The sequence below is a fragment of the Pseudomonas sp. RC2C2 genome, from assembly GCF_018390435.1.
GTDB lineage: Bacteria > Pseudomonadota > Gammaproteobacteria > Pseudomonadales > Pseudomonadaceae > Aquipseudomonas > Aquipseudomonas donghuensis.
Genome location: NZ_JAHBAX010000002.1, coordinates 1,228,221 through 1,245,222, shown reverse-complemented (window position 1 = coordinate 1,245,222; position 17,002 = coordinate 1,228,221). Strand labels below are relative to the sequence as shown.

8 protein-coding genes are annotated in these 17,002 nt (G+C 64.4%); all 8 read left to right on the top strand.

The features are described from left to right. Positions 1 to 3: 3 nt before the first annotated feature. The 8 genes from KHO53_RS24360 to KHO53_RS24325 all read left to right on the top strand — a co-directional run bounded on the left by KHO53_RS24360 (position 4) and on the right by KHO53_RS24325 (position 16,990). Positions 4 to 777 carry a substrate-binding periplasmic protein gene (locus KHO53_RS24360; RefSeq protein WP_159388713.1) on the top strand — a complete coding sequence of 258 codons (774 nt, stop codon included), beginning with the start codon at positions 4 to 6 and terminating at the stop codon, positions 775 to 777. Then, positions 774 to 3,041, top strand: coding sequence for an ATP-binding protein (locus tag KHO53_RS24355; RefSeq protein WP_213571107.1), 2,268 nt, complete (start codon positions 774 to 776; stop codon positions 3,039 to 3,041). Before KHO53_RS24360 ends, KHO53_RS24355 begins: the two co-directional genes overlap by 4 nt. Before the next feature lie 202 nt (positions 3,042 to 3,243). After that, positions 3,244 to 4,647 (top strand): amino acid permease, encoded by a 1,404-nt coding sequence (locus KHO53_RS24350; RefSeq protein ID WP_100783094.1) that lies wholly within the window; start codon positions 3,244 to 3,246, stop codon positions 4,645 to 4,647. 146 nt (positions 4,648 to 4,793) lie between these two features. Further along, complete coding sequence (locus tag KHO53_RS24345) at positions 4,794 to 11,039, top strand: hypothetical protein (RefSeq protein WP_213571105.1); 6,246 nt, start codon at positions 4,794 to 4,796, stop codon at positions 11,037 to 11,039. A 244-nt stretch (positions 11,040 to 11,283) separates the two neighbouring features. After that, the gene (locus KHO53_RS24340) at positions 11,284 to 12,075 is read left to right on the top strand and encodes an enoyl-CoA hydratase/isomerase family protein (RefSeq protein WP_213571103.1); all 792 of its coding nucleotides are present in this window, start codon (positions 11,284 to 11,286) and stop codon (positions 12,073 to 12,075) included. A 31-nt stretch (positions 12,076 to 12,106) separates the two neighbouring features. Then, positions 12,107 to 13,267, top strand: coding sequence for an acyl-CoA dehydrogenase family protein (locus tag KHO53_RS24335; protein WP_115086548.1), 1,161 nt, complete (start codon positions 12,107 to 12,109; stop codon positions 13,265 to 13,267). Between the two features lie 14 nt (positions 13,268 to 13,281). Further along, complete coding sequence (locus tag KHO53_RS24330) at positions 13,282 to 15,372, top strand: acetate--CoA ligase family protein (protein ID WP_213571101.1); 2,091 nt, start codon at positions 13,282 to 13,284, stop codon at positions 15,370 to 15,372. A gap of 10 nt (positions 15,373 to 15,382) precedes the next feature. Next, on the top strand, positions 15,383 to 16,990 hold the full coding sequence (locus KHO53_RS24325) for a 5-guanidino-2-oxopentanoate decarboxylase (RefSeq protein ID WP_213571099.1): 1,608 nt from the start codon (positions 15,383 to 15,385) through the stop codon (positions 16,988 to 16,990). Positions 16,991 to 17,002: the final 12 nt, after the last annotated feature.

Below are 17,002 nucleotides of genomic sequence, written 5' to 3'. Positions count from 1 at the left end.
CACATGTGGCGGCTGCTCTGGCTCGCCATGCTGATGCCCGGCGCCCAGGTCCAGGCGGCCGAGCGCATCCGCTATTGCGACTACCCGGTGTACCCGCCGATTTCCTGGAGCGACGGCAAGCAGGTGCGCGGCCTGGCGCCGACCGTGGTGCGCCAGTTGTTCGCGCGCCTGGGCTATGAGGTGGAGATCGTCGTGCTGGGCAACTGGAAGCGCTGCCTGCTCGACGCTGCCGCCGGCCGGGTGGATGTGGTGCTGGCCTACAACAGCGATCAGCGCGACCAGGGCATGCGCTTTTCCACGGTGCCGGTGCTGCGCGAGGAAGTGGCGGTGTTTTTCAATCGCCAGCGGCCGGTGACCTTCGAGCGCCTTGAAGACCTGGCCAGCTACCGCGGCGGGCTGTTGTTCGGTGAAAGCTACGGCGCGGACTTCGACCGCTTCGTGGCCCGTCACCAGAACATCGAGTGGGTCTCCGACAGCCAGCAGAACTTCGGCAAGCTGATTCGCGGGCGTATCGACTTCGTCATCCAGGAGCGGCGCACCGGCCAGCTGTTCGTCGAGCATTTGCCCGGCGCCGAGGATATCCAGGCCTTGCCCACCGCGCTGAGCGTTGACTACCTGCGGGTGGCGGTGTCGCGGCATTCACCCTTGAGCCAGCACATGGCGCAGATCGACGAGCAACTGCAGCGCATGCGCGACAACGGCGAGATCCAGCGCTGGCTGGAGCAGAGCGAAGTCACCTACCGCGACATGGTCAACCTGCCGGCAGACGCCAAATGATGCGCCTGCAACCCGGTGGCCTGCTGCGGCGCCTGCTGCTGTTCATCCTGTTGTTCAGCCTGTGCTTTACCGTGCTGGCCAGCACCGTGCAGCTGTATTTCGAGTACCGTCGCGAGATGCGCGACATCGACGCGCGCATGGCGTTGATTCGCGCCGGTTACCTGGCAAGCCTTGAACGCAGCCTCTGGGACCTCAACCAGGAGCAGTTGAACGTGCAGCTGCGCGGCCTGGTGGACTTCTCCGATGTGGCGCGGGTGCGCCTGAACAGTGCCGACTTCGACTTGCTGCAGGGCGAAGCGACGCCACAAGGGCCGCTGCGCATCGAGCGTTTCGCGCTGGACTATCAACCGCCTTCGGGACCGTTGCGCCACCTGGGTGAGCTGGAGATCAGCATCGACCTGGGGGCGGTGCACCGGCGCCTGTTCGCCACCGGGCTGACCAGCCTGCTGTGGATGAGCGTGTTCCTCTGCGGCCTGGCGGTGGCGTTGTCGGGCTTGTTTTACCGCCTGGTCACCCGCCACCTGCAAGTGATGGCCGAGTTCGCCCGGCGCATCGGCGCGGGCGACTGGCAGGAGCCGCTGCGCCTGGACAAGCGCCGCTCAAGCCGCGAAGACGAAATCGACACCGTGGCCCACGCACTGGACGACATGCGCAGGAATATTCTCAGCGACATCGACCGCCGCGAAGTCGACCGCCTGGCCTTGCAAGGCAAGCGCGACGAACTGCAAAAGAGGGTCGAGCGGCGCACTGCCAGCCTGATGCGCGCCAAGGAGGATGCCGAAGCGGCGAACCTGGCCAAGTCGCGCTTTCTGGCGACCATGAGCCATGAACTGCGCACCCCGCTCAATGGCATCCTGGGGATGGCCGAATTGCTCCGCGAAGCGGATTTGGACGCCCGCGACAGCAAGCGCCTGGATGCCCTGTACAAGGCCGGCGAAGGCTTGCTGAGCATCCTCAACGAAGTGCTGTACTTTGCCCGCCTGGAGGAGGGCGAAAGCCACCCGGAAGCGGTGGATTTCTCCCTGCGCCAACTGTGCGACGAGGTCATGACCCTGCTCGAACCGCGGGCCCTGAACAACGACACGGTGTTGCGCTGTCGTATCGATACGCAGTTGGCGCCACGTCAACACGGCGCCGAACAGTTCCTGCGCCAGGTGCTCAGCAACCTGCTGGCCAATGCCATCAAGTTCACCGAGGCCGGTGAGGTGAGTGTCGAGGTCCAGGTGCTGGGCCAGGAGCAGGGCCTGCAGCAGGGCCTGCAGCAGTTGCGGATCAGTGTTAGCGACAACGGCATCGGCATCGCCCCGGCGGTGCAAGGGCGGATTTTCGAGCGTTTCGTCCAGGCCAGCGACGCTGTGGCCCGCCGCTATGGTGGCACCGGCCTGGGCCTGGCGATCTGCAAGCACCTGGTGGAACTGCTCGGCGGGCGCATCGGCCTTGAAAGTGTCGAGGGGCAGGGCAGTTGTTTCTGGTTCGAGCTGGAGCTGCAAGCGGCGGCGGCCGAGGCGCCGCCGCTGCTGCCGGCAGCAGCGATCCAGGCCCTGGATATCCTTGTGGTCGAAGACGTCGAGCTCAACCGCGAGGTGGTGCGCGGCCTGCTGCAGCGCGACGGGCACCGCCTGTGGATGGCCGAGGACGGTGAACAGGCGCTGGAGCTCTGTGCCCAGCGACGCTTCGACCTGATCCTGCTCGATGTGCACCTGCCGGGTATCAGTGGCGTCGAGCTGTGCCGGCAGATCCGCCGCACCCCCGGGCCGAACCGCGCTTGCCGGATCCTGGCGCTGACCGCCAGCGTGCAGCCGGCGCTGGTGCGCGGATTCCTTGCGGCCGGCATGCAGGGCATCCTCGCCAAGCCGCTGAAGCTCGACAGCTTGCGCCAGGCTTTGGCGCAACAGGGGCAGGTGATCGAGGCCGCAGCGGCCGGGCAGGGCATGGACTGGGCGCTGCTCGATACCCATCGCAGCCTGCTCGGTGAGCAAAAGCTCCAGGGCTTGCTAACAGTTTTGCGCGATGCCATCGAACAGCACCAGGGCGCGCTGGCCGAAGCGCTCAAGGCCGGCGACTGCACCGAGGTCGCGCACCTGGCCCATCGCCTTGCCGGCAGCAGCGATTCCCTGGGTTTTCGCGGACTGGCGACGGTACTGCGCGCGCTGGAAGAAGCAGCGCTGGGTAAGCACCAGGCGACCCTGAACGCCCTGCAAGTACCCTTGGCCGAGCAGATACGCCTGGCCGGCGAGACCCTGAAACAGCTGATCCAGTGCTGACGTACAAAAAACTTACGACTTTTTACATCTTCGATCTTCAGGTACAACGCCACCTTACATCGCTTTCCAATAATCGACGGCAACCGCTGCCCGCGGTCTTCGAAGCTTATTGGAGATAATAATAATGAACTGCCGTAAAGCTCAGCCGTCCCCGCACCACCGCCTGTCCCTTCCGCGCTTCAACCACTGTTGAGGTGCCGACATGACTGACTCTACCGAACGTAAAGGCATCCACCTCACCCGTGCGCTGAAAAGCCGGCATATCTTCATGCTGTCGCTGGGCGGGGTGATCGGCACCGGGCTGTTCATGGGCTCGGGGGTGACCATCAACCAGGGCGGGCCCATGGGCGCGATTCTCGCCTACCTGGTGGCGGGTTTCCTGATGTACCTGGTGATGGTCTGCCTGGGCGAACTGTCGGTGCAGATGCCGGTGTCCGGCTCGTTCCAGACCCACGCCACCAAATTCATCGGCCCGGCCACCGGCTTCATGATCGGCTGGGTGTACTGGATGAGCTGGGCGACCACCGTGGGCCTGGAGTTCACCGCCGCCGGCATGCTGATGGTGCGCTGGTTCCCGGAGGTACCGATCTGGTACTGGTCGGCGCTGTTCGTGGTGGTGCTGTTCGGCCTCAATGCCCTGGCCACCCGCGCCTTTGGTGAAGCCGAGTATTGGTTCTCGGGGATCAAGGTGGCGGCGATCCTTGGTTTTATCATCGTCGGCGTGCTGGTGATCTTCGGCGCGATTCCACTGACCAGTGGCGCGCCGGCGCCGATGATGAACAACCTGATCGGCGACTCGATGTTCCCCAACGGCCTTTCAGCGGTGTTCGCGGTGATGATGACCGTGGTCTATGCCTTCCAGGGCTGCGAGATCATGGGCGTGGCCGCCGGTGAAACCGACCAGCCGGAAAAGAGCATCCCGCGCGCGGTGCGCAACGTGGTGTTCCGTGTGCTGATCTTCTACGTGCTGGCCATTGTCGTGCTCTCGGCGATCGTGCCGTGGCAGCAGGCCGGCCTGATGGAGAGCCCGTTTGTGCAGGTGTTCGACATGGTCGGCATTCCCTACGCGGCGGACCTGATGAACTTCGTCATCCTTACCGCGATTCTGTCGGTGGGCAACTCCGGCCTGTATGCCTCCACGCGCATTCTCTGGGCCATGTCCAAGACCGGCATGGCGCCGAAAAGCCTGTCGCCCTTGAGCAAGCGCGGCGTGCCGTTGCGAGCGCTGAGCATCACCCTGTGCTTTGCCCTGGTGTCGCTGATGACCAGTTTCGTCGCCGCCGATACCTTGTTCATGGTGCTGATGGCGGTGAGCGGCATGTCCGGTACCGTGACCTGGATCGTCATTGCCCTGGCCCAGTACAAGTTCCGCCGCGCCTACCTGCAGGGCGGCGGCAAGCTTGCCGACCTCAAGTACCGCGCGCCGCTGTTCCCGCTGGTGCCGCTGCTGTGCATCGCCCTGTGCAGTTCGCTGTTCGTGTTCCTGGCGCTGGATGAGACCCAGCGGCCGTCGCTGTATTGGGGTTTTGGTTTCATCGCAGTGTGTTACGCGGCGTACTTCATCATTCACCGCAAGCGCCAGGGGGTGTTGGCGCCGTCGGTGTAAACCCGGCCACCTAGCATTTTTGTCAGTTGTTGGCCTCGATAACGAGGTATTGAATAAGGGTCGACTTTAACCAGGTCGGCCCTTTTTCATGGCGGTATGCACGCAGGGCCGAAACGCTGTTCCCCCTGCTACTGAGGCTGTTTGCCATGAATGACTTGCAAACCGATACCATCGAATCCACGACCACCAGCGAGCTGCCGGCACTGTCCCTGTTCGCCTCGGTCGCGCCGGTCAGTGGCTATGACGCGGGCGTCAACCTCCATACTCTGAGCACCGACGAGCGAGGTGTGCTGGCGACCGTGCCGCCTTTCACCAACGTGCGCGGCGGTGACGAACTGCGGGTGTACATGGATGCCGACAGCATGCCGGTCGTCGCGCCGCTGGTGCTCGAAGGCTACGACCTCGGCCGGGCCCTGCTCCTGCACCTGCCCGCCGAGCGGTTTACCCCGGGCGCGCATACAGTGCACTACCGCTTCAGCCGCAACAACATCGAGTATGGCACTTCGCGCGACCTCTCGGTTCTGGTCAAGCTGGATCGCCCGGGCGGTTCCGAACCCGGGCACCAGGGCCTGGTCGCGGCAGATGTCGGTGTCAATCCGGTCACTGCTGAACACCTGGAGAACGGCGTCCAGGTGCAGGTCTATTTCTACGAGCACCGCGCCGTTGGCGATGTGATCCGCCTGAGCTGGGGCGGGGTGATGCTGAGCTATACCCTGGTCGAGGCCGACCTCAACCAGCCGGTGGTGTTCACGGTGCCCGGCAGTGTCATTCGCCAGGCCGGCGACAGCCCCAACCTGGTGGTGACCTGGGAAGTGCACGATATTGTCCACAACACCAGCCAGACCTGGGCTCCGCATGTATCGGTGGTGGTCGACACCGGTCATGCGCAATTGCCGGCCGTTTCGGTACCGGGGCTCGATCATGAGGGCTATATCAATCTCGAGGTACTGGGTAGCGATGACCTGCTGATTCAGGTGCAGGCCAGCGCACCGGCGTTCGCCATCGGCGACACGGTCAGGTTGCGCTTTACCGGCTACATCGATTCGGGCCTGCCGACCCATATCGACCTGGACCAGACCCTCCGCGGGACCTTGCCGCAGACCCTGACGTTCACCATTGCCAATGACAAAGCCTGGGCCCTGGCCAGTGGCCTGGCGGTCGTGGGCTACAGGCTGGTGAAGGCTGGCGGCGAGCAGCACTCGCAGCGCCTGAGCATCGGTTTCAAAGGGCAGCCCAAGGCGTTGACTGTGCCGAGAGTGGCGCAGGCGGAGGAGGGCGTACTGGCCTACGATATTGCCCGGGCTGCGGTGATGATCCCTCATTACCAGGGACGTACGGCGGGCCACCAGATTACTCTGGTGTGGCAAGGCACCCAACTGGATGGCAGACCGACCCTGCATGAGGTTCGGCGTGTGGTGACCGCCTCGGAGGGGGCAGGGGACCGCGAGGTGGCGATCAATGTCGGCACGGAACACATCCGCCTGCTGGAGTCGGGCACGGTCAAGGTCTACTACCAGGTGCGCATGCTTAGCACGCGCAGTGTCGGCTTTCGGCAATCGGACCCGCTGGAGCTGCGCATCAGCGCCGCCGGACTGTTGCCGGCGCCGGAGGTGGACGAGCCGGTCAATGAACTGGACCCGCATTTCTACCCTCTCGGGGTCCAGGTGACAGTCAACTACCCGGGCAAGCACGTAGGCGACAAAGTCACGTTCACCTGGCAAGGCGCCGGACCGGAGAGCAGCTACAGCGAAGCCAGGACAGTCGACAGCAGCGGTGCGCTGCCAGCGTTCCGGGTACCCCAGGCCATCGCCAACGCCGGCCTGGGTAGCACGGTATTGATGCGCTACGAGGTCGAGCCGGCGCTGGGCGGGCGGCCGTTGCCGTCCCAGGAGCGGGCGCTGGCGTTGCGCTCGGTCGCGCCGGTGCCTGAACTGGCGCAACTGCTCGGTATGCAGGATGGCAGCTACGACCCGATGCTTGGCTTGCATGGCGCCCAGGTGCTGATCAGCTACCCCGGCATGCGCGCCAGTGACCGTATTGTCTTGTACTGGAAAGGCGCTGCGGGCGCCGGCTCACCGGTACTGCCTGAGCGCCCGGGCAGTGATACCGGCAGCATCACCATCAGCGTGCCGGCGGCGGCGGTGGCGGCGAACTTCAACGGCGCGGTGCAGTTTTACTATGAGGTGCTGCGCAATGAACTGGCGGCGCTTGAGTCGCCCAGGCAAACCGTGCAAATCGGCGCGCCGAGCGCCGATGATTTACCACGCCCGAGGATCGATGAGGCTAACGGCAGCGAACTGGACCTGGACCTGTTCGAGGGCAATGCCCACATCAGCGTCAGCGCCTGGCCGTTCATTGCCCTGGGCCAGCGGCTGTGGCTGGAGGTGCGCAGCGCCAATGCCACGCTGCCCTTGTTGGTGGACAGCCCGGTAGAGCAGGTGTCGGGGCTGACCGTGGCGCTGCCGCGCGAGTTTCTCGACGAGCTCGACGATGGCAGCGCGTTGTCGCTGCACCTGAGGGTCAACTTCGGCGGCGCTGCGACGCTGGATTTCCCGGTCAGGACCTACACCGTGCGCCAGGGGCAACTGCACATTGGTGTCTCCGATTCGGGCCTGGCCAGTTCCGCGTTGCCCGAGGACTGGGCGCTGCCGACCCAGACCTGTGCGGTGAACCTGGTCGGGCGGCCGGGCGCGCAAGGCAGCCTCAGCGTCAATGGCTCGGCACAGTTCGACAACGACAGCCAGCAGTTGGACTTCACTCTGGATGCCAAGGGTGAGTTCACCGCCTGGCTGGGCGACCGCTATGCCGAGACGGTGCTGGTCAGCGCGGCGATCGGCACCGGCCAGGCCCAGCATGTGCCGGTGCGCTTTAGCGATGTCTTCCCGTTCGATCAACAGCAGGACGATCAACACGTACGCGCCCGTGCGGCCAGCGGTGCGCTGGCCAACGGCCGCGCCGCCAACCGCGTATGTTTTGAGGCCGACGGCTTCACCGATGCCACTTACGTGCAGGTTGAGCTCAGCGGCAGCGCACGGATTGTCGGCCACCCCGGCCAGGTGGTCAGCCTGCCGTTGACCGAGCTGACCGGTGATTGCCAGTTCGACGTGGTCGACAACGTCGCCGAAGAAGTGACGCTGACCTTTCAACTACCCCAGGGCGGCAGTTGGACCCGCTTCAGCAAGACCCTGTACTTCTCCAGCCTGGCTTCACGCTATGCGGCCCGGGGGGTGGCGGCCGACGGCATTCCCTGGTTCATGCGCGTCAACCAGATCACCAGCGTCGAAACCAGCCATGTGCGCATCCCGCACATGCGCGAGTTCAGCGATCATCCCGCAGGCCTTGATGGCGGCATTGGCGTGCGGGCCATGGAAGCTGACCGCAAGGGGTTGCTGGTGCTGGTCGAGCCTTACCTGCAAATGGCCGCCGGCGACAAGATTCACGTGCACTTTGGCGACGAAGAGGTGCCTGCCACGCCCTTGCCGATCGTGGTATTGCCCGAGGAAGTGAACAACCTGGTCACCCTGTTCGTGCCCGCTGCCCGCATTCCCAAAGGCGTCAGCGAGGTATGGTTCACGGTCGAGCCGCTCAGCGGCAACAAACGGGCGTCGGCGCGCTTGCGGGTCAAGGTCAAGGTCACCTTGCCCGGCGGCCCTAATCAAATGCCTGGCAGCCCTCATAATGCCAACTTGATATCGCCGGACGTGCCCTTCGGCCTGATCGACTGGGAGATGGCCCAGGACGGCGTCACGGTGTATGTCAACCGCTGGCGCTATATGGAAGTCGGCGACACCCTCAACTTGAGCTGGGGCGGGGCCAAGGTCACTCACGTCGTCCAGGAAGGCGAGGTGGGCAAGACCATACCGGTATTCGTCGACTATGCCACCATCGAGGCGGGCGGCGATGATGAGCGCCTGCTGGTGCTGTACTGGCTGGAAGACGAGGTGGGCAACGAGTCCGATGGTGCCTCGTTGCCCAGCTATGCCTTTGTTGAAGTCAGCCTGGTGTTGTTGCCACGGCCAGGGGTGGCCGGGATTGACGAGGAAGGTTTCCTCGACCTGGGGGCTCTGCAGGGCGCCGATGTCGAGATCTCGGTAATTGCCGATCGGCTGGATTTTCGCGTTGGCGATCAGGTGGTTTTCACCTTCCGCGGTTACACCGAAGACGTGGCGGCGATCCCGCCACATGTCTCCCCCGCGTACCCGGTGGGCATCATTCCACCCCCGCGGACCATTACCCACAAGGTGCCCAACAGCATCGCCGAGTCGATCGCCGGTGGCCTGGCCTATGTCTCCTACAAGGTCACCCGCGACGGGCAGCAGGTACCGTCCAGAACCACTGCCGTCGGCGTGCGGGGCAAGGCGGCCGAGTTGCTGCCGCCGGATGTCGACGATCGCCAGGAAAACTTCCTGCCCGACACATTGCCGCAAGCCGTAGTGTGGATTCCGCCGTGGGTGGGCATGTTCGCCGGTCAGCAGGTACGCCTGGTCTGGCAGGGCAAACGGGCCAATGGTCACACCTACGCCTTTGTGCGCGACTGGAACCTGACCGGGTCCCAAGTGGACAACCCGGTCGTGCTTATCGTACCGGCCGAGCATATTGCCGCGCTGTCGGGCGGTAACCTGGAACTGTTCTACCGGGTGTACTTCGGCAGCAGCGAGCCGCGGGAGTCCCAGGTGTTGCCATTGTGGGTCGGTGAGCCGGCGCCCGAGCTGGTCGCCCCGAACGTGCCGGAGGCCGAGAACGATACCCTCGACCCGATCGGCATCGTCGTGGCTACCGTCGAGGCTCCCCTGTACGAAGGTATGGCCCCTGGGCAGACAGTGTGGATGGAGTGGCTGAGCCCGGTCGCGGGGGCGGACATCATCGACTTCTTCCCGGTGCAAGTTGCCGATGATGTGGCGTTTTCCGTCTACGAGGAGGATATCGTGCCCAGCCTGGGGCACGAGGTGCGTATCCGCTACTATGTTAGCGAGCCTGCGGAACGCCGGCGCTATTCGGACTTCCTGCACCTGGGCATCGGCCCGGTGCTGAGCAACCCGCCACGGCCACGAATCGAAGAGGCCAATGGCGATGTGCTCGATTTGCTGAGTTTTCAGGGCGATGCGCTGGCGACGGTGGCGAAATGGAACGGGATCAACGAGCGTCAGCGTTACTGGTTTCGTTGCCGTGGAACCGATGCACAAGGTAATGCCAAGACTATCGTCCTGGCTGAAGGGCAACGGGTGTCCGCAGGGGAGGTCAACCTGGGTGTACGCGCTACGCTGAACCGGGCCGATTTGCAGGCATTCGCCCATCAGAGCCGGATCACCCTGGAGATGGCGGTGGCGCTGCGTGAGGATGCCGAAGAATCGCAAGCTATCAGGTTCCCGGTGCGCGAGTACCAGATCCTTCAGGTGCAGATCAGCCTGACCGATCCTAAAATTCTCGAGGCGAGGGGCCAAGTGCTGGAACTGGCCGCCTTCTCCGGTAACGCCACCTTGAGGATTGATCGCTGGCAGGGGATTGTTGCAGGTCAGCAGGTCTGGGTGACGCTTGAAGGCAAACTTCAAAGTGGAGGAGACTGGACGCTACCGCTGCTTGTAGCGCATCCGGTGTCTCCGGCTGAGGTGACGGGCGGCATTACTCGCCCGATTTCGCGCTCGGACCTTGAAAAGCTCTCTGACCGTTCGCGTTTGAACATCCACTTGCGCGTGGAAAACATCGAAGCGCCGGTGATTGCTTATGAGATGCGGGTGCGCAGTACGGCGGCGCTGGCGGTCTCTAACGGAGGCTATACCCGTAATATGGTGCCCTTTGTTTTTGAAAAGGGCCCCGAATCAAATGGTGTAACGGTCTTGGGAACACCGGGACAGCGAGTGACACTGCGTGTCAATCCTCCAGCGGGTTTTGTTGGCGGCGCAATCCAGAAAGATGTCACCTTGGACGGGTATGGCGAATGGCATGAAAAGGTTGGTATTCACGGTGCTACCAGCACGACATTTACCGCCGTGCCCCATGGGGGCGTTGCGGTCACCGCGCAGTTGCACTTCCGAGATAAAATGCCCCCAGACATAAGTAACTCCTATCTCCAAGCCTCTGGGGGCTCGGCTAATGGGGCAAGAGCCGACGGTCGAAGCTCGAATCGGGTCTTTTTTTCTAAATTTGCCTACCCTAATCGTCCGGACACCCATAGACGTTTTGTCACCGTCACAGTCTCGGGGGGAGCCAGGATTATCGGGCATCCCGGATCCACTGTGGTAATGCCGCTGTATCAAACGGGGACGGGCACCGGGCAGTACGGCCTATGTTGCGAATTTGACGTTACCCATACTCGAGCTGAAGAGGTTGTCATCACCTTTGGAGTATTCGACGGTGTATGGGGGTCGTTTAGTAAAATTATGAGGTTTACTTGATTTAAGCCAGCGCGTGCTGGTGAAGGCCGCCCATTGAGGCGGCCTTTTTTGCCTGTAGCGAGTTGTTCGAAGTTGTAACAAGTATAGGGTAAGTAATAGGTGAATATTACTATTAATCATTTATAAACAAAGTGTTATAGGTACTTTTTAGGTTTTTACATTAAGATTGGTCGCACTCTTTTCGCTTGTTGAACACTCGTTTAGTATGGCCTCACGCCCCACCCCTAATAATTCGAGGCCACCCATGACCCCTCCTGCGTCGCTGCTCAGCCAGGTCGAAGCCGGCATTGCCTGGATCACCCTCAACCGTCCGGATCAGCGCAACGCGCTGGACATCCCCAGCCTGAAAAACCTGCATGCCTTGCTCGATGCCCATAACGCCGACCCGGCGGTGCGCGTGGTGGTCTTGACCGGCACCGGCCGCAGCTTTTGCGCAGGCGCCGACCTTGCCGAGTGGGCCGAAGCCGAAGCCCGCGGCGCCCTGGAGAGCTACGGCTGGACCGAAACCGCCCACGCCCTGATGCAGCGCCTGCACAGCCTCGACAAACCGACCATCGCCGCCATCAACGGCACTGCCGTCGGCGCCGGCATGGACCTGACCCTGTGCTGCGACCTGCGCGTGGCCGCCGCCTCGGCGCGGTTCAAGGCCGGCTACACCAGCATGGCCTACAGCCCGGATGCCGGCGCCAGCTGGCACCTGCCACGGCTGATCGGCAGCGAACAGGCCAAACGCCTGCTGTTTCTCGATGAGCTGTGGGGGGCCGAGCGCGCCCTGGCGGCCGGGCTGGTGGGCGAGGTGTGCGCCGATGAGCAGTTGCTGGCGGTGACGGCCGAGCTGGCCGGGCGCCTGGCCAAGGGCCCGACCTTCGCCTTCGCCCAGACCAAACGGCTGATTCGCGACGGCGCCCAGCGCACCCTGGGCGAGCAGCTACAGGCCGAGCTTGCCGCCGGGCTGCTGTGCGGGCGTAGCGAGGATGGCGCCGAAGCGTTGCGCGCCGCTGTCGAAAAACGTGCAGCTAAATTCGTTGGTAAATAAATACTTACACGCACTTCTTCAGGATCGACTCATGAATTTCCAACTGACCCAAGAACAACAAATGTTGGTGGAAGCGGTACGCAGTTTTGTCGCCAAGGAGTTACTGCCCCATGAGGAGGCCGTCGACCGCGCCGACGAAGTCTCGCCGGAGCTTGCCGCACAGATCCGCGGCAAGGCCATCGCCGCTGGCTTCTATGCCTTCAACATGCCCGAGGAAGTCGGCGGCGGCGGCCTCGATTACCTGTCCCAGGCGCTGATCGAGCGCGAGCTGTCGAAGGTGTCGTGGGCCCTGCATGTGTTTGTCGCGCGGCCGTCGAAGATCCTCATGGCCTGCAAGGACGAACAGATCAACGATTACCTGCTGCCGTGCATCCAGGGCGAGAAGACCGACTGCTTTGCCCTTACCGAGCCGGGCGCCGGCTCCGATGCCAATGCGATCAAGACCCGCGCCGTGCGCGAGGGTGACAACTTTGTGCTCAACGGCAGCAAGCACTTCATCAGCCATGCCGGGCATGCCGATTTCGCCATCGTCTTTGCCGTCACCGACACCTACGAGCACAACGGCAAGACGCGCAACGCGGTGACCGCCTTTCTGGTCGACCGCGGCACCCCGGGCATGACCATCCGCCGCGGGCCCAAGTGCGTGAGCAACCGCGGTTATCACACCTTCGAGCTGTTCTTCGATGACTGCACGGTGCCGGCCAGCAAAGTGCTGGGTGAAGTCGGCAAGGGTTGGGAAGTGGCCAACGCCTGGCTCACCGCCGGGCGGGTGATGGTCGCCGCTAACTGTGTTGGCCAGGCCCAGCGCGCCCTTGACGTGTCGCTGCAGTGGGCGGCCGACCGCAAGCAGTTCGGCCAGCCGATCGGCACTTACCAGGGTATCTCGTTCAAGCTCGCCGACATGGCCACGCAGATTCGCGCCGCCGAGCTGTTGACCCTGCACACGGCCTGGAAGATGGACCAGGGCACGATGACCGATGGCGAGGCCGGCATGGCCAAGCTGTTTGCCAGTGAAGTGCTCGGCAAGGTTGCCGACGAGGCGGTGCAGATCTACGGCGGCATGGGCCTGATGGATGAAGGCCCGGTCGAGCGGATCTGGCGCAATGCGCGCATTGAGCGGGTCTGGGAGGGCACCTCGGAGATCCAGCGGCACATCATTTCCCGTGAACTGCTGCGCCCGCTGTTGCGCTGATCAGGAGCCTGCTCATGTTACGAGACAATCTCAAACGTCTGCTCGCCCCGCGTCACCTGGCGTTCGTCGGCGGGCGCAGCATGGCCCGGGCGCTCAAACGCTGCGCCGAGGGCGGTTACCAAGGGCCGATGTGGCTGGTCAACCCGCAGCACGACAGCCTCGACGGCGTGCCGTGCGTGCGCAGCGTCGCCGAGCTGCCCTGTGCGCCGGATGCGGTATTTATCGCCACCAACCGCGAGCTGACCCTGACCTGCGTGGCCGAGCTGGCCGCCAAGGGTGCCGGCGGAGCGATCTGCTACGCCTCGGGCTTTGCCGAAACCGGCGCCGAAGGCCTGGCCCTGCAGCAGCAACTGCTCAAGGCTGCCGGCCACATGGCGCTGCTGGGCCCCAACTGCTATGGCCTGCTCGACTACCTGCACAGCTCGGCGCTGTGGCCGGTGGCCCATGGCGGCAAGGCGGTGGAGAAGGGCGTGGCGGTGCTGACCCAGAGCGGCAACTTTGCCTACAACCTGTCCATGAGCGACCGCTCGCTGCCGGTGGCCTACATGGCCTCGGTGGGCAACCAGGCGCAGATCGGCATCGCCGAACTGATGGACGCGCTGCTCGATGAGCCGCGGGTGACTGCCATCGGCCTGCACCTGGAAGGCCTGAAGAACGTGCCGGGCTTTGCCCGCGCCGCGCACAAGGCGCTGCAGCTGGGTATCCCGATCATCGCCCTGAAAACCGGGGTGTCGCAAATCGGTGCGGAACTGGCGCTGAGCCACACCAGCTCGCTGTCCGGCTCCGATGCGCTGTACGACAGCCTGTTCGAGCGCCTGGGGGTGATCCGCGTCAGCGGCCCGGTGAGCTTTGTCGAAACCCTCAAGGCCGCTGCCTGCGGCCACTTGCCCAAGGGCGGCAGCCTGATCGCCCTGGCTTGCTCCGGTGGCGATGCCGGGCTGATCGCCGACTATGCCGAACGCAACGATCTGAGCCTGCCGAAGCTGGAAGACGGCCAGGTCCGCGAGCTGGCCCAGGTGCTGCCAACCTATGCCAACCTGGTCAACCCGCTGGACTTCACCACGGCGATCTGGGGCGATGCCGCCGCGCTTGAGCGCATGCTCGACAGCGCCCTGCGCACCGAGGCCGATGCCGCCATGCTGGTGCTCGACTACCCGGCCGAGTTTACCGGCGAGCGCAAGGAGTGTGACCTGCTGCTGGAGCTGTACTGCGCGGCGCTCAAGCGTCATGGCAAGAGCGGTTTTGTCACCTCGGCCTTGCCTGAACTGCTGCCGGCCGTTGCCCGCGAGCGCCTGCATGCCCATGGCATCGCCGCGTTGCAGGGCGTCGAGGACGGCCTGGCGGCCTGGGGGCGGATTGCCGCTTACCAGGGCAAACGCCAGGCGCTGCTGGCGCTGGGCGAGTCGGCGTTGCCGCCGCTGTGCCCGCAGGCGCTGCAGGGCGAGGGCACACTGCTCAACGAGTGGCAATCCAAGCAAGCCTTGCAGGCGTTCGGCCTGCCGGTGCCCACGGGCGTGTTGAGCACCCCGGAACAGGCACTCAAGGATGCTGAAAGCGTTGGCTACCCGCTGGTGCTCAAGGCGGTCAGTGCGCAACTGCCGCACAAGACCGAAGCCGGTGCCGTCGCCCTCAACCTGCGCGACGCCCAGGCCCTGGGCGCGGCGCTGGAACAGATGCGTACGCGGATTGCGGCCTATGCGCCCGGTGTAGCGTTCGACCAGGTGCTGCTCGAACCCATGGCCAGCGCGCCGCTGGCCGAGCTGATCGTCGGTATCAAGCGCGAGAACGACTTCGGCCTGGCCCTGGTGATCGGTGCCGGCGGCATCCTCGTCGAGCTGCTCAAGGACAGCAAGAGCCTGTTGCTGCCGACCACCGACGGCGCCATCCGCAAGGCCGTGCTCGGCCTGCGCAGCGCCGCCTTGCTCCAGGGCTTTCGCGGCCGCCAAGCGGCTGACCTGGAGGCGCTGGTGGCAGCGATCCGTGCGGTCGCCGACTACGCCTGCGAAAACGCCGCGCAATTGCTGGAACTGGATGTGAACCCATTAATGGTCAGTGCCCAGGGCACCACCGCGGTCGATGCGTTGATTCGCCTCGGCCAGGTATAAGGAGATGAACATGCACAACAGCCCATTGACCGGTGGCCAGGCCCTGGTGCGCCTGTTGGCCAACTACGGCGTCGATACCGTGTTCGGCATTCCCGGGGTGCACACCCTGGAGTTGTACCGTGGCCTGCCCGGCAGCGGCATCCGCCACGTGCTGACCCGCCATGAACAGGGCGCAGGCTTCATGGCCGACGGTTATGCGCGGGTCAGCGGCAAGCCTGGGGTGTGCTTCGTCATCACCGGCCCCGGCGTCACCAACGCCGCCACCGCCATCGGCCAGGCCTATGCCGACTCGATCCCGATGCTGGTGATTTCCAGCGTCAACCATACCGCGAGCCTGGGCAAAGGCTGGGGCTGCCTGCACGAAACCCAGGACCAGCGCGCCATGACCGCGCCGATCACGGCGTTTTCCGCCGTGGCCCTGAGCGCCGAGGACCTGCCTGAACTGATCGCCCGTGCCTACGCGGTGTTCGACAGCGAACGCCCGCGCCCGGTGCATATCTCGGTGCCGCTGGATGTGCTGGCCGTACCGGTCGCCCGCGACTGGAGCACTGAAGTGGTGCGCCGCCCGGGCCGGGGCGTGCCGGCCAGCAGCGTGCTGGATCAGGCTGCCGGCAAACTGGCAGGTGCCAGGCGGCCGATGATCATCGCCGGTGGCGGCGCCCTGGCCGCTGCGCAGGAGCTGCAACAGCTGAGCACCCGCCTGGCCGCGCCGCTGTTCACCAGCGTTGCCGGTAAAGGTCTGCTGCCACCGGATGCGCCGCTCAATGCCGGTTCGTCCTTGTGCGTGGCGCCGGGCTGGCAACTGATCGCCGAGGCCGATGTGATCCTCGCGGTCGGCACTGAAATGGCCGACACCGATTTCTGGCGTGAACGGCTGCAGCTCAACGGCGAGTTGCTGCGGGTGGATATCGATCCGCGCAAGTTCAACGACTTCTACCCCTGCGCGGTGGCTTTGCAAGGCGATGCCCGGCAAACCGTCGCCGCCTTGCTCGAGCGTTTGCCGCACGCGCCGCGCGATGCTGGCGCCGCCATGGATGCCGTCGCCAGCCTGCGCCAGGCGGTCAAGGCCAGCCACGGCCCGCTGCAGGCGATCCACCAGGCGATCCTTGACCGGGTCGCGGCCGAGCTGCCGGCCAATGCGTTCATCAGCACCGACATGACCCAGCTGGCCTATACCGGCAACTATGTCTATGCCAGCCGGGCCCCGCGCAGCTGGCTGCACCCGACCGGTTACGGCACCCTCGGTTACGGCTTGCCCGCCGGTATCGGCGGCATGTTCGCCACAGAGGACCGCCCGGGCCTGGTGCTGGTCGGCGATGGCGGCTTCCTCTACACCGCCCAGGAACTGGCCACCGCGGTCGAAGAGCTGGAGCGCCCGCTTGTGGTACTGCTATGGAACAACGATGCCCTGGGACAGATTCGCGACGACATGCTCGGTTTGGATATCGAACCGATCGGCGTGCTGCCGCGCAACCCGGACTTCATCGGCCTGGCCCGGGCCTTTGGTTGCAGCGTGGCGCAGCCGCAAAACCTGGATGACCTGCAACGGGAACTGCGCAGCGGCTTTGCCCGCAACGGCGTAACCCTGATCGAGCTCAAGCACGCTTGCGCGCGCTGAACTTCAACCGCT